Origin of the sequence: Polynucleobacter sp. HIN5 (genome assembly GCF_030297555.1) — a bacterium.
GTDB lineage: Bacteria > Pseudomonadota > Gammaproteobacteria > Burkholderiales > Burkholderiaceae > Polynucleobacter.
Genome location: NZ_AP028136.1, coordinates 1,666,729 through 1,681,005, shown reverse-complemented (window position 1 = coordinate 1,681,005; position 14,277 = coordinate 1,666,729). Strand labels below are relative to the sequence as shown.

The window sequence follows — 14,277 nt, the reverse complement described above, 5'->3', positions numbered from 1 at the left end:
TTTCATTGCTTCACGTTCTTAACGTCATTATTCCGATCTTTGCCCTAATCTTGGCAGGATATATTTGTGGCAAAACGGGTAAGTTAAGTCCGAATGCATCGACTGAAATTAATCGCTTTGTGGTGTGGCTTGCGCTGCCAGCCCAAATGTTTGACTTCACTGCACATAGCAATTGGCAAGAGCTTTGGCAACCAGGATTCATCATTGCATTTAGCTCGGGTGCGATTCTGGTTTATTTGGCCCTCCTGATTTATTACCGAATTCAGACCAAAGATTGGACCGTTGCTAGTTTTCAAAGCTTGAGCGGTTCGTATGCAAACACTGGGTATATGGGCATTCCGCTACTACTACTCGCTTTTGGTGAGAGCGGCCTTGGGCCTGCCGTGATTGCAACCTTGATTGTGGTGTGTGCACTCTTTGCAGTAGCGATCATCTTTATTGAGCTAGGCGTACATGCTAAAAAGCCGTTTGGTGAAATTATTCAAACGGTTGGTAAATCCTTGGCCACCAATCCTCTATTGGTAGCGCCGTTTTGTGGGGCGCTTTGGGCGACAACTGGTTTAGAGCTCTATGGACCACTTCGCCAGTTTGTCAGTTTTTTAGGAGCTGCAGCCAGTCCCTGCGCATTGGTTTCAATTGGATTATTTTTAGTTCAAAAAACTGCCGCACCCGCAAAGACCACTTGGAGTCTGGTGTTTGTAAAACTGATCTTGCAACCATTCGTCGTTTGGGTGGTAGCGGATCCGATCTTGGGATTACCGACGTTCTGGGTTTATGCCGCTGTATTGGTGAGTGCTTTGCCAACGGGTACGGGCCCATTCATGCTAGCTCAATATTACCGAGCCGACGGTTCTCTGATCTCACGTGTAGTATTGATTACTACCCTAGGTTCTTTATTTACGCTATCGATCCTTATATGGTGGATGACGCCTAGCTAGGCTCTGGATTTTTTCCTTCTGCATCCACTTGGTGCTCCCAAGAGGCATTGATAAACGCGGGGAGCTGCATACAATTCTGCGTAATACGGTGCAAGGTCGGATAACCACTAAAACTAATCTTGGCATCGAAGGCATTAAAGACTTGCGGTACTAAAAAAACGTCAGCGATCGTTGGTTGATCGCCATAACAAAATTGACCAACGCGCGGATCTTTTGAAAGCCGTTTTTCAAGGCTGGCGAGCCCCTTGTCGACCCAATGGTTGTACCAGGTTAAACGCTGTTCATCACTAATTCCGAGTTTTCCAACGAGATAGCGTAGAACCCGAAGATTGTTGATGGGATGAATATCCGCAGCGATATCCTGTGCTAAACCTCGCACCCACGCCCGATCCTCGATCTTAGTTGGTAACAAAGTCGGTTTGGGGTATTTTTCCTCGAGGAATTCAATGATCGCTGATGACTGGTGCAGAGCAATTCCCGCATCAATATATAGCGGCACTAAACCATTTGGGTTTAGGGCTTGATAGGATTCTTGGAGCTGTTCACCGCCACCCTTGCGAAGGTGAACCGGAATTACCTCATATTCAATCCCTTTGAGATTGAGTGCAATCCGCACCCGAAAGGCAGCAGAGCTGCGCCAGAAGCTATATAGCGTTGGTTTCATTAGAACGATGCTACCGCACCATCGCTTCTTGGATCCCAGCCACCTTTGAGGATGCCTGATGGCTCGCGAATAATGCAACCCGCGTGTCCAACCGTTTCATCAAGCTGAGCCAAGATCTCAATGTCATGCCCCATGTCTCGAAGTTGTTGAACGAGCGCTGGATCAAAACGGGATTCCAATTTCAGCGTATCACTGGTTTGTCCCCACGTGCGGCCCAGAAGCCAACGGGGACGACTAATCGCATCTTGTGGATCGAGTCCATAGATAGCAGTTCGTGTAAATACCGCACATTGGGTTTGTGGTTGTCCATCACCACCCATGGTTCCGTAAACCATAGACCGACCATCTTTGAATAAAGCAAGGGCGGGATTTAGGGTATGAAATGGCTTGCGGTAAGGTAAGAGGGTATTGAGCGCCTTAGGATCCAATGAAAAGCTGCAACCACGGTTTTGCCAGTTAATGCCTGTTTTTGGTAAGACAATTCCGGAGCCGAACTCATGATAAATACTTTGGATAAACGAAACGCATCGGCCCTCGCCATCAATCACGCCCATCCAAATGGTGTCTGCGGGTCCTCGACCAGCGCCCCAGGGGAGAGCGCGTTGACGATCTACTTGATTGGCCAGTGTTTTTAAAAAGCTAGGCGATAAAAATTCTTGCGCATGTTTTTGCATATAGGCAGGATCCGTAATGTGTTGATCGCGGATCTTGAACGCTTGTTTGGTTGCTTCCACACAATGATGAACATATTCCGGGCTGTCAACCGCAAATTGCTTGAGTTTGAGTTGATCCAAAATGCCCAAAATCATGAGTGACACCACCCCTTGGGTGGGAGGCGTCATGTTGTATACATCTGCCAAACTGTGAGCTAGGTGCAAGGGGTTGATTAATTTTGCATGGTGGCGTTGCAGATCATCAAGGCGCAGTGGACTACCTAATTGTTTGAGCTCTTTAGCAATTAACTCTGCGAGTTCTCCGCGGTAATAATCATTTGTGCCTTTTTTGGCGATTTGACGCAGAGTCGTTGCAAGACGCTTTTGATAAAACACGCTGCCAGTTGCTGGAGACTTACCTTTTACTAAGAAGGTTTCTGAGAATCCAGGTTGTGGACTCAGCTCAACCCGTTTTTTCTCAGTAAGAGCAGATTGACTATGGGTGACTGGAACACCATGCTCAGCATAATGAATCGCATCCTCGAGTAAACGAGATAAGGGTAATCTGCCACCCAAGCTCTTTTTGGAAAGATCAAATGCTGCTCCCCATCCTGAAATGGTGCCTGCAACCGTATTCGCTGCGATTGGCCCGCGAAATGGAATAGCTCCCGTGATTCCTTGCTCTTGATACCACGAGCGAGCAGCCAAACCAGCGGCACCGCCGCAGGCATCGATGCCACCCATTGCTTTACCAGGTGCATGAATCACCCAAAAAGAATCCCCGCCAATTGAGTTCATGTGCGGATAAACGACTGCTATGGTGGCCGCAGCCGAAATCATAGCCTCAAGGGCATTACCCCCTTCGCGCAAGACAGCAAGCGCAGATTGAGAAGCGAGTGAGTGGGGCGCAACGGCCATTCCACGGATACCCCATTTTGGTTGCATAGCAATAATTTCCTTTGAACTAGAATGAAGATGATATTCCCCAAATTAACGAATCAATGCACTACTTTTGGGAATAGTGTACAAGTGCATCGGTATTTTCCCTGTACATTGATTAATGAAATCGATACATGGATTCTGGCAAATCGCTTGGATTGAGTACTTCATTTCATCGCCATATGTTGTTTGAGATTTCTATAAATAAGGAGAAAACAAATGAGTTCAAGTCGTCGCAAATTTTTAAGTACCAGTATTGGAGCCGGGGTTGCTGGTGCGGCTCTTGCTGCGCCTGCCATTGTAAAGGCTCAGTCAGCACAAACGTTTAATTGGAAAATGACGAGTGCCTATCCGAAAGGCGCGCCGTTTTATATGGATGGTCCAGGTAGCGCTACTGATTTAGCTAAACGCATTCTGGAAATGTCAGGCGGTCGTTTGAAGATTCAGGTCTTTGGAGCCGGTGAATTGATTCCAGCTTTTGAGGGGTTTGATGCGGTACGCGCAGGTACCGTTGAAATGAATCACGCCAATAGTTATTTCTGGACCGGTAAAACATTTGCTGCTCAGTACTTCACCGCCGTACCTTTTGGTTTGAACTTCCAAGGGATGAACGGCTGGTTCTACGACGGCGGTGGTATTGATTTATGGAATGAGGTTTATAACCCATTTGGTATGGTGGCCATGCCTTGCGGTAATACCGGCGTACAGATGACTGGTTGGTTTAAGAAAAAGATCAATACGGTTGCCGATCTGAAGGGCTTGAAAATGCGCATTCCTGGCTTGGCAGGCAAGGTTTATGCCAAATTAGGCGTTGACGTTAAGGTTCTTCCAGGTGGCGAGATTTTTCCAGCACTCGAGCGCGGTGTGATCGATGCTGCTGAGTTCGTAGGCCCATTCCAGGACCGTCGACTTGGCTTACAAAAGGCTGCAAAGTTTTACTACACCACAGGCTGGCACGAACCTGCAACCACATCTGAGTTGCTGATTAATAAAGCCGCATGGATGAAGTTGCCCAAAGATTTACAAGAGGTTGTGAAGAATGCCTCAGCCGCTTGTAATGTGATTGGTGAGGCATGGTGTCAGAAAAACAATGCCGATGCGATGGAAGACTTGGTTAAGAATCAAGGCGTTCAAGCTTTGCCATTACCAGACTCAGTGATTAAGGCAATGCGTGAAGAGACCACGAAGATCTTAAATGAAGAGGCAGCCAAGGACCCGATGACGAAGAAAGTCCACGATTCTTATTTTGCTTATAAGAAGAAATACGATGCGTGGGCCGCTTATAGTGAAGCAACTTATCACACTAAAGTTCGCGGTTAATTTATACGTAAAGGTTTCAAATGCAGAAAGCATCAGTAGTTATTGCTGAACGCATTGAAAGCATAATCGACATTTTTGGCAAGGTGGCCTCATGGCTCACCTTGTCAATTGTTCTTTTAATTGTGATCAATGTGATCTTGCGTTATTCCATGAGTCTTGGAAGTGTATGGGCTCAGGAATTGGAGTGGCATTTGTTAGCGGCCATGATTTTATTCGGTATGAGTTACGCTCTATTACGGGGCGATAACGTTCGAGTCGATTTGTTTTATGCAAACTACTCACCGCAAAAAAAATATATTGTCGATATGCTCTCAGCCGTATTGACCGTATTAATTGCATTGTTTTTTATAAAACTATCCATTGGATACGTAGGCCAATCCTACTCAATTGGCGAGAAGTCTCCTGATCCGGGTGGTATTCCAGCTCGCTGGTTCATCAAAGGCTTAATTCCATTTGGTTTTAGCTTACTTGCTCTTCAAGGGATTGCAGAAACGATTCGGGTTTATCTCAATCGGCCTGCCAATCGTGGAGGTCAGCATGTTTAATCCTGAAATTGTTGCCTTTTTGATGTTGGGCGGATTTTTTGTCATGTTGATGATCGGGGTGCCCGTCGCAATTTCATTGGCAACCGTTGGATTCGTATTTGGTTTCATCGGTTTTGGTGACACCCTATTTAATCTGCTACCAGCCCGCGTCTTTGGAGTGGTCGGTGGCTATCAATGGCTAGCGATCCCACTTTTTATCTTTATGGGAATCATGCTTGAGAAATCAAGGCTTGCTGATGATTTGCTCGATGTAATTGGCCATCTAGCTGGGGGCGTAAAGGGCGGCATGGCCGTTGGCATCATTCTCTTTGGGGCCTTGATGGGTGCTACCACCGGAATTGTGGGCGCTACCATTATTACGCTAGGCCTGCTAACTTTGCCGACCTTGTTACGTCGAGGCTATGACAAAGGTATTGCTTGCGGCACGATTATGGCGTCCGGAACCTTGGGTCAAATTATTCCTCCCAGTTTGATCCTCATTCTGCTCTCGGACATTTTGCAGTTATCGGTTGGTACTTTATTTGCCGCAGCAGTAATGCCCGGTTTGTTATTAACGGTTGTCTACATTATTTATTTGCTTATTCGTGGATGGATGCAGCCCGAGCTCATGCCGCCGATTCCGATTGAGGAACGTAGCAAAGTTTCAGGCAAAGAGCTTTGGGTTCGATTCTGGAAAGTAGTTGTGCCGCCCATTATGTTGGTGGTCGCTGTATTGGGCTCCATCGTTGGTGGCGTTGCTGCGCCCACCGAAGCAGCCGCAATGGGTTCATTTGGTGCGATCCTTGTGACCGCATTCTCTGGACGTTTAACGTGGGAGCGCCTAAAGGCAACGATGGTCGATACCACCAAAATTAGTGCTCTCATGATGTTCATTTTGATTTGTGCCCAAGTCTTTTCTTTGGCCTTTAGGGGTCTCAATGGCGAAGAGCTGATTGCCAAACTATTTAATGTTGTACCAGGTGGACTCAATAGTGATATTTGGCTGATGCTGTTGCTAATTTTTGTCTTGGGATTTTTCTTAGAGTGGATTGAGATTAGTTATATTGCCGTTCCACTATTTATGCCAATTTTGTTATCTCAAGGCGCTGATCCGGTTTGGGTAGCCATGATGATCACGGTGTGTTTGCAATCCTCCTTCTTAACCCCTCCATTTGGTTGGGCTCTCTTTTATCTCAAAGGAGTTGCGCCACCCGAGGTATTAATTAAACATCTTTATAAAGGAGCTATACCGTTCATTGCGATGCAGGGCGTCACACTATACTTAGTGTTCCAGTTCCCTCAAATCTCGCTATGGTTGCCTAAGTTAATTGGATGGTAAAAAAGTAATTAGCATTGAATCACTCTCATACTCGGGCGATGCGCCCGAGCGAGAGCTTTGTACCGATTGCGGAATTTCACGTTCCTCCGACCCAAAACGTTGTGGTCGCGCTTGTCAGTTTATTGACCCTCAATACGAATCTCTTGAACAAGCAATTCATGGAAAAACGCGAGTATTCAGCGGCGATCAACTCTTCTTTGGAGTCTATCGCAAGATGTACCGCGCAAGTATGCGTGAGCCACTAGCCGGAGCGCAGTGGACCGGAATTACCACTTCGATTGCTAATCAACTCCTAAAAAATGATTTAGTTGATGCCATTTTGACCATGGCACCGGATCCGGATGATCGTTGGCGACCAATGCCAGTCCTAATTACAGATCCTCAAGAGCTCCATCAAGCTCGGGGTATGCGGATGGGATACGCCCCGCTTCTGGCTCTTCTGGATGTGGCCAAAGAGAGAAATTACCAACGGCTAGGAGTCATTGGAATCCCATGTCAGGTCTATGCCTTGAGGGCTTTAGAAAAGGAATTAAACCTAAAGAAACTCTATGTGATCGGTACGCCCTGTTCAGACAACACCAGCACGGAGAACTTTCATGAGTTTTTACAACTGATTGATGAGAGCCCAGAAGAAATCACGTATTTAGAGTTCAGGGCCGACTACCATGTGGAGTTGCGTTATCGAGATGGACGAAATAAAACAATTCCATTTTTGATGTTGCCATTATCCAAACTCAGACCCGACTTTTTCCCATTGACGTGCAGAACCTGCGTGGATTACACCAATACCCTTTCGGATATCACAGTTGGCTACATGGGCGGCTCTGGGGAGCAATGGTTAATTGTGCGCAATCACCAGGGAGAAGAGTTACTCAAGCTGTTAGGTAATCAAATAAAACTTACTGAACCAGAAAGTGCTGGTAATCGTGCAAGCCCTGTTAGAGGGTTTATGAAAAACGTTGAGTTAGCTGCTGGTGGTTTACCACTGCGTCAGATGCCCAATTGGTTAAGACCGATCGTCGGGTGGCTCATGCCTAAGATTGGACCTCGAGGCTTAGAGTTTGCAAGAGCACGGGTTGAGATGAAAGCGATTGAAACGGTATTACACCTGCGCAGAGAGTTGCCAAAGAAGATGAAAAACATGGTGCCCAATCATGTTTGGCAACTCGTCAAACCTTACGGGCTAGTCGCAAATACCAGTGAAATCAAAGATGAAGTGAAGAATACAACTAAAGAGAAATAACAAATAGGGCAATGATTAAGAGATTCAGGATGCCAAAAATAATGAAGACGGGCTTGTAAATATATTTGCGTTTAACCGCTTCATCGCGCTCTCGTTGTGTTTTTGAATCCATAACAAACTATTTTTTGGGTTTAGTAGAAAAAGCACCAAGTAATATTAAGACAGCAATCACAATACCAATGAGATCTTTATCCCGAATGTACATATAAAAGCCCAAACCTAGGGCAATAAATCCAAAGATCATCCACCACGTTCTAGAAATCATCGATATACCTTACCAATAAACGATCCAAAAACAAAGCCCCCAGACTAGCTGAGGGCAGAATTTGGTGGCGAATCAGGGATTTGAACCCCGGACCTGCGGATTATGATTCCGTCGCTCTAACCAGCTGAGCTAATTCGCCGAACTGAGGATTATAAGGTAAAAGGCCTCAAGAGCCAGCCAAGCTCAAACTGGGAAATATCTCATCCGTGAGGTTATGGAATTTGTCGTTTAAAACGACATTTAGCATCTAAACCATTAATTTGGCAATTCGGAGGATTTATGTAGACCCTCTTTGTTTATAGGCGTAGGATGAAAGAGGTGGTTCTTTTGATCGGAGGTCTAAATGTATCAGATGATGGATGGTTCGATGATGGGCGGGATGGGGTTTGTTGGTATTTTGGTTTTGATTGCCCTAATCCTTTCAATTGTTGCTTTGAGCAAATATATATTTTTCAGTAAAAAGTAATCAGGCGAAGTAGTTGTAGTGATTAAGTATCACGTAGATTGAAAAATAAGGATTTACATGGTTGATAGCAATTGCCAACATGCCGATGCGCTCAGTAATTTAAAAGACCCGGTTTGTGGCATGACCGTGACAAGTGAGTCTAGACACAGTTATTTCCTTAACGAGTTGATGTATTACTTTTGCAGCAATGGCTGTAAAGAAAAATTCATTCGTTTACCAAATAATTATCTAGATAAGGGTTTGGGTGGCTTACTAATTACCAAGCCCGTGGCCAGAGCCATATACACCTGTCCAATGCATCCTGAGATTCAGCAGGATCATCCAGGCAGTTGCTCTCTTTGTGGCATGTCCTTGGAGCCATTAATACCAGAGTTAGGGGAAGACGATAATCCTGAGCTCTTCAGTTTTCAAAGACGCTTTTGGTGGACTTTGCCATTAACAATCGCGGTCACCGCCTTGGCTATGTTTGGGCATCAACTCAATTTAATGGTTATGCGTACCCAAACGTGGGCGGAGTTATTTCTTACTCTGCCGATCGTACTTTGGGCTGGTTGGCCCTTTTTTCAGAGGGGCATCGATTCTATTAAGAATCGTAGTCCCAATATGTGGACCTTAATTGGGCTTGGTACCAGCGCCGCTTTTATGTATAGCGTCGTCGCAACCATTGCACCCCAATTATTTCCTGCATCATTTATGTCGATGGGCAGAATAGGTGTGTATTTTGAAGCGTCTGCTGTCATTATTTCCTTAACATTACTTGGGCAAATACTAGAACTGAAAGCGCGCTCACAAACTTCTGCGGCAATTAAGTCTTTATTGGGGTTGGCGCCCAAGACAGCTAGAAGAATTAGGGCCGCTGGAGTCGAGGAAGACATTCCCCTAGAAAGGGTTCATATTGGCGATTCTTTACGAGTGCGTCCGGGAGAAAAAGTTCCAGTTGATGGACTCATTATGGAAGGCTCTAGCGCCATCGACGAGTCCATGCTCACTGGCGAGCCATTGCCTGTGAGCAAAAAAGTGGGTGATAAAGTGATTGGTGCCACGATGAATACTAATGGAGCTCTAATTATTAAGGCAGAACGGGTTGGGTCTTCTACAGTTTTGGCACAAATTGTTCAAATGGTTACTCAAGCACAGCGATCCCGAGCTCCAATGCAAAGAATGGCTGATGTGGTTGCCGGATATTTTGTCTTTGTAGTGGTGTTGGTCGCATTAATTTCATTTTTTGCATGGGGATTCTTTGGCCCAGATCCTAGCTGGGTATTTGGACTAATCAACGCCGTATCCGTCTTGATTATTGCCTGTCCGTGCGCCTTGGGACTAGCTACGCCTATGTCGATTATGGTAGCCACGGGTAAAGGGGCAAGTAAAGGAATTTTATTTCGTGATGCCGCCGCAATTGAAAACTTGCGCAAGGTCACTACCTTGATTATTGATAAAACAGGCACTCTAACCGAAGGAAAGCCAATATTTGAACAAGTGGTCGCTAATCCTGGATTTGAGAATGATGAGATTTTGAGATTGGCGGCCAGTCTTGATCAAGGAAGCGAACATCCTCTTGCCAATGCCATTGTGCGTGTGGCAAAAGAGCGCCAGCTGATGCTAGATAAGCCCGATCACTTTGAATCGATTTCAGGCATTGGGGTGAAGGGCAGCATTGGCACACTAAATTTAGCTCTTGGCAATGCAAGCTTAATGGAGAAGTTAGGGGTATCGGTTACTAGCTTAGCAATGCAGGCAGAACAATTGCGATCTGAGGGCACTAGCGTAATGCACCTAGCGATTAATGGGGACCTGGCTGGCTTACTAGTGGTTTCTGATCCGATTAAAGCAACTAGTGCAGAAGCCTTGCAGAGTCTCAGAGATGCCGGTCTACATATTGTGATGGCTACCGGTGATGGTTTAACCACTGCAAAATCAGTAGGGGGGCGCCTTGGAATCAAGGAGGTCTATGGTGAAGTGAAGCCCATGGATAAGCTGGAGTTGGTGACACGTTTACAGAATGAAGGTTGTATTGTTGCAATGGCAGGTGATGGTATTAATGATGCTCCCGCTTTAGCTAAGGCAAATGTTGGTATTGCGATGGGTACCGGTACTGATGTAGCCATTAATAGCGCCCACATTACATTGGTCAAAGGTGATTTACGGGGTATTGCAGTTGCTCGTTCCCTATCAGAAGCTACTGTTAGAAACATGAAACAGAACTTAAGCTTTGCATTCCTATATAACTCATTTGGTATACCAATAGCGGCTGGGCTTCTTTACCCTTTGACAGGTTGGCTGCTATCACCAATGATTGCGGCCTTTGCTATGAGTATGAGTTCAGCCTCAGTAATTGGAAATGCATTGCGTTTAAGAGGAGAATGATCATGAAAGTGCTTATTAAGTCGAAACTCAATATATTGTGGCAGTCAACGATAGGGCAACCTCGGCCTCAGCCTATTCCGTCCAAGCCAAGCTCAACCAAGGGAATATCCCATCCGTGAGCTTTTCACCATATCGTTTCAAACGATCAATTTGTGGTTACCAAATTCTGAACCAACTTTAATTAATAATGGTAAGCTAGGTATATGATTCACAAATTTCGGACAAAAAATGCTGCCCCCGTCATCATGCTAGATGACTTAACACAATCTATTTTTAATGCGATTGAGCGTCCATTTGAAAATAAAGGTATTTTTCTTCCGGAGCAAATCCCAACGTATATCGCCCGCTTAGAAGCGGTCATCGACACTGAACAAAATAGCGCATCCGAGGCCTCTAATTCTGACGAGGAAGTTCAGCCAGCCTCTGAAGATCCGTTAGGGCGAAGGGCATATCCATTTTTGATGCTTTTACGTCAAGCTCTCAAGGATCATGAACCAGTTGTTTGGGGTGTGGATTAATAGTTAGTAGTTTGAGTATTGAAAAGTTAGTTACAGGCCCTTTCCTACTGAAGGCCAATTTTTAAGTAATTAAATGTCGTTTAAAACGACAATTCTTCGTAGAGTCATCGATAATTTTGTGCATACAATCGCAGCACATTTTCTCATTGACTCCGTAAGATTAACTCGTCAGCCCTTAGCCATAAGGCTTCCAAGTTGTGTGTAATCAAGTGTGATGCACAGTGTGTAAAGCACCTATTCTGGTGGTGGTGCTATGTCTTTGAAACGATTTTAAAAACGATCGCTCAAGGTTTCTGGTTGTGGGCATATTTTGCAGAGTCGGATGCCAGGTTAGCCAGCTTGACTGCCTCAGCTGCTGCTTCAGCCGCACGTTTTGTTGCTGAGGCTGCCTCAGCGGATGCCTGAAGTGATGAGGCCTCTGCCTGGTGCGCGACTGCTGCCGCCGCTGCAGCAGCGGCAGAAGATGCAGCAGCGGCTGCTTGAATAGCCGCCTCTGCCGAAAACTTGGCAGCCTCGGCCGCCGCTTCAGCCGCAGCAATGACCGATTGACTGGCTGCCTCTCTAGCGGCATTAGCACAGCGCTCGGTCGCGCCTCTGGCATTTTCAGCTGCTAAGCAAGCTTTCTTGGCAGCTTCAGCAGCACTGCTGGTCAGTTCTTTCAGAGAGGCAAGTGCTTTGGTATAGCGCTCATTAACGATCATGTAGCCTTTGCGCAGGTTAATGATCTCAGTTTCATGTGCCACTAATTTGGCATAGATTTTTTCAATATCGTCGTTCATTGTCTCGCTACTATTCCTAAAAAGGGAAAATCAGTTCAGCCATAAAGTAGCGGTAAAAATAATTGGGGCCCAAAAAGCCCGCTGATTTACCATATCCTGCTTTTGTTCGTAAGAATACATCATTCGCATTGACAGGGCTCGTGAGCGCTAACTCATAGAGTTGTGTAGTTGTACTGGGGCCTTGATCAATGCTTTGCTGCCCTACACCAGCAGTGCCATTGATCATCCAGCCTTGGATACGCTGACGCATCCCTAAGGCCAACATGGATTCGTTATAACTATCTGGGTTGAAGTAGTTATTCGCGACATTGGTATTCGTATCGCGATACTGACGGTAGCGCAACTGCGCTGTAATGCCGTAATCGGGAATGAGGTCATAAATGATTCTGGCACGCAGGGTGGGGCGAGTGTTGGTGTCTGAGAAGTAGAGATTGCCTCCGAACAATACAATACTTAGCCGTTCCATGACTTGCTGTTCAATACTGGCTCCACCCATGGTGTAGTAAATCCCATTCGTGAGAGAGTTCTGGGTTTCCACCCGATCCCGAAACACCATGATTTCTGCCCGTGTGGTGTCGGTAAGCATAGTGGAGTAATTGCTGTCAGTCGTCAGCAATTTATAGCCACCCTCCAAGTTATAGCCAAGATTGAGGTTATAACCGAGACCGTTGCGTGGATTAATTTTCTTGGTTACTAACGTATATTGCTCGGCAGTAGAGTTCCAATTACTTTGACTAAAGTAATTGTGTTGGTATTGCAGTCCAGTGTAGTTTTCGGCATTCTGATATAGAGGATAGATGCTAGCTTTGTACTTATGAGTTAAAAAGCCCTCACTATCGGACGATACATACACTTCTGGAATTGATATGGCATGTTTTGGCTTGAGAGTTGCATCTTGAGCGCCAACCTGCGTTGTTAGGAGCAATAGGATGAATCCGCCAAGCAGTCTGATCATTTGGTGCCCCAGTGCTTACGAAGATTAAAAATCTCGCTGACATATCCCCAAACACAGGCCGGTTGCAACACCATGCCATAGGCCAAAACATAGAAAATGAAACCAAGATAGTTTTTTCGGATATGAAGATTTTCTTGAACAAACATGGCTTTACTACGGTTGTACATCACAATATTGAGTAGAAATGCCATCGGAATTAAGGCAATGGTCATCGGACCTACAATCCAGTAAATACCGAAGCCAGCAAGGATTAATCCAGGAATAAAGCCAAAGGTGTAGGCCACATCAATGATTGGGAAGAGGGTGTTCCACCAAATGTAAATCGTATTTTTCTGTGCTTTAAAAAGAATGGGCCAATTTTCTTTAAAGGACTCAATCAAACCTCGCGACCAGCGTCGACGTTGATTCACAAATTTCATTAAGGTATTGGGACAGGTTGTGAATGCGCAGGCATTCTCGGCATGCCCTACGCGGTAGCCTGCAAGCAATATTTTCCAGGTCAGCACAATATCTTCGCCCACCTTATCGGGCCAGCCTCCAAGGGCCTCAACAGTCTTACGGTCATAGAGTGAAAAAGCGCCCTGTGCGACTAAGGTTCCCTGAAATAGTGACTGAACCCGCTTTATCGAAGCGATCCCTAAAAAGTAATCCCATTCCTGTGCTTTAGTAATCCAGTTCTCCCGTGAATTCCGAATCAAGATTTCGCCAGCAACTGCGCGAGTGTTGCTAGGATCCGACAAGTAGCGTCCCACGAGGTGACGCAATGCATCTTTTAATAAGTAGGAGTCTGCATCAATTGTGATCACAATATCTGTCGTGCATTCCTTTAGCCCACGATTGAGCGCATTGGCTTTCCCCCCATTTTTTTGTAAATCAATCAACTGGAGCTGGGGATGATCGGGCTTAAACCGACTCACGATAGTAGCCGTATCATCTCGGGAGCCATCATTAATCACAATGACATGAACCGCATTGGGATAGTCCTCTTGAAAAATACTATTCAGTGTCGTTGCAATGTCAGAAGCCTCGTTATAGGCTGCAATCAAAATCGTAATGGGAGGGTAGTGCTGTTCCTGTAAGATAGGTGGGCGCTTATCAAGCAGCAAGGAGCTAATCACAAACGCATTCATATAGCCCGGAATAATGGCAATAAATGAGATAAAGAAAATAGCGAGTGGCCAGCCAATAACCTGAGAAAGATCTTGATACCACGGTAGTGATAACCAAATCGAGATTACCATCCAGGCAAGTGCCGCCATGAGGCAGATCACGTATTTGGCTTTGATTGTTAGATAAGCCATGAATTC

General features: G+C 45.7%; 13 protein-coding genes and 1 tRNA gene. 7 read left to right on the top strand and 7 right to left on the bottom strand.

Going from position 1 to position 14,277, the window contains the following annotated elements; genetic code table 11:
* The first annotated feature begins 5 nt into the window (after nt 1–5).
* On the top strand, nt 6–938 hold the full coding sequence (locus tag QUE61_RS08455; RefSeq protein ID WP_286306789.1) for an AEC family transporter: 933 nt from the start codon (nt 6–8) through the stop codon (nt 936–938).
* Here the strand turns inward: QUE61_RS08455 and maiA are convergent.
* Together maiA and QUE61_RS08445 are read right to left on the bottom strand one after the other, a co-directional pair.
* Complete coding sequence (gene maiA / locus QUE61_RS08450; RefSeq protein WP_286306788.1) at nt 931–1,602, bottom strand: maleylacetoacetate isomerase; 672 nt, start codon at nt 1,600–1,602, stop codon at nt 931–933. The genes QUE61_RS08455 and maiA overlap by 8 nt on opposite strands.
* The gene (locus tag QUE61_RS08445; protein WP_286306787.1) at nt 1,602–3,200 is read right to left on the bottom strand and encodes a gamma-glutamyltransferase family protein; all 1,599 of its coding nucleotides are present in this window, start codon (nt 3,198–3,200) and stop codon (nt 1,602–1,604) included. The genes maiA and QUE61_RS08445 overlap by 1 nt, the downstream gene beginning before the upstream one ends.
* A gap of 213 nt (nt 3,201–3,413) precedes the next feature.
* Here QUE61_RS08445 and QUE61_RS08440 point away from each other — a divergent pair, with 213 nt between their 5' ends.
* From QUE61_RS08440 to QUE61_RS08425, 4 genes are read left to right on the top strand one after another with little or no spacing between them, the layout of a single operon-like run.
* Nucleotides 3,414–4,514: a TRAP transporter substrate-binding protein gene (locus QUE61_RS08440; RefSeq protein WP_286306786.1), complete on the top strand. Its 1,101-nt coding sequence runs from the start codon at nt 3,414–3,416 to the stop codon at nt 4,512–4,514.
* 20 nt (nt 4,515–4,534) lie between these two features.
* Nucleotides 4,535–5,059, top strand: coding sequence for a TRAP transporter small permease subunit (locus QUE61_RS08435; RefSeq protein WP_286306785.1), 525 nt, complete (start codon nt 4,535–4,537; stop codon nt 5,057–5,059).
* Complete coding sequence (locus QUE61_RS08430) at nt 5,052–6,377, top strand: TRAP transporter large permease (RefSeq protein ID WP_286306784.1); 1,326 nt, start codon at nt 5,052–5,054, stop codon at nt 6,375–6,377. The genes QUE61_RS08435 and QUE61_RS08430 overlap by 8 nt, the downstream gene beginning before the upstream one ends.
* The gene (locus tag QUE61_RS08425; RefSeq protein WP_286306783.1) at nt 6,367–7,620 is read left to right on the top strand and encodes a Coenzyme F420 hydrogenase/dehydrogenase, beta subunit C-terminal domain; all 1,254 of its coding nucleotides are present in this window, start codon (nt 6,367–6,369) and stop codon (nt 7,618–7,620) included. Before QUE61_RS08430 ends, QUE61_RS08425 begins: the two co-directional genes overlap by 11 nt.
* A gap of 118 nt (nt 7,621–7,738) precedes the next feature.
* Here QUE61_RS08425 and QUE61_RS08420 read toward each other — a convergent pair whose 3' ends face one another.
* Both QUE61_RS08420 and QUE61_RS08415 read right to left on the bottom strand, forming a co-directional pair.
* Nucleotides 7,739–7,885, bottom strand: a complete 147-nt coding sequence (locus QUE61_RS08420) for a hypothetical protein (protein ID WP_286306782.1) — start codon at nt 7,883–7,885, stop codon at nt 7,739–7,741.
* 62 nt (nt 7,886–7,947) lie between these two features.
* A tRNA-Met gene (locus QUE61_RS08415) sits at nt 7,948–8,024 on the bottom strand.
* Between the two features lie 384 nt (nt 8,025–8,408).
* Between QUE61_RS08415 and QUE61_RS08410 the strand changes: the two genes are divergently transcribed.
* A complete protein-coding gene (locus tag QUE61_RS08410) occupies nt 8,409–10,718 on the top strand; it encodes a heavy metal translocating P-type ATPase (RefSeq protein WP_286306781.1) in 2,310 nt (769 codons plus the stop codon).
* A 203-nt stretch (nt 10,719–10,921) separates the two neighbouring features.
* Nucleotides 10,922–11,236 (top strand): DUF1840 domain-containing protein, encoded by a 315-nt coding sequence (locus QUE61_RS08405; RefSeq protein ID WP_286306780.1) that lies wholly within the window; start codon nt 10,922–10,924, stop codon nt 11,234–11,236.
* Nucleotides 11,237–11,520: 284 nt separating this feature from the next.
* Here QUE61_RS08405 and QUE61_RS08400 read toward each other — a convergent pair whose 3' ends face one another.
* The 3 genes from QUE61_RS08400 to QUE61_RS08390 are packed head-to-tail and all read right to left on the bottom strand — an operon-like array spanning nt 11,521 to nt 14,271.
* The gene (locus tag QUE61_RS08400; protein WP_286306779.1) at nt 11,521–12,015 is read right to left on the bottom strand and encodes a hypothetical protein; all 495 of its coding nucleotides are present in this window, start codon (nt 12,013–12,015) and stop codon (nt 11,521–11,523) included.
* Between the two features lie 16 nt (nt 12,016–12,031).
* The gene (locus tag QUE61_RS08395) at nt 12,032–12,970 is read right to left on the bottom strand and encodes a hypothetical protein (RefSeq protein WP_286306778.1); all 939 of its coding nucleotides are present in this window, start codon (nt 12,968–12,970) and stop codon (nt 12,032–12,034) included.
* The gene (locus QUE61_RS08390; RefSeq protein ID WP_286306777.1) at nt 12,967–14,271 is read right to left on the bottom strand and encodes a glycosyltransferase family 2 protein; all 1,305 of its coding nucleotides are present in this window, start codon (nt 14,269–14,271) and stop codon (nt 12,967–12,969) included. Before QUE61_RS08390 ends, QUE61_RS08395 begins: the two co-directional genes overlap by 4 nt.
* Between the last annotated feature and the right edge of the window lie 6 nt (nt 14,272–14,277).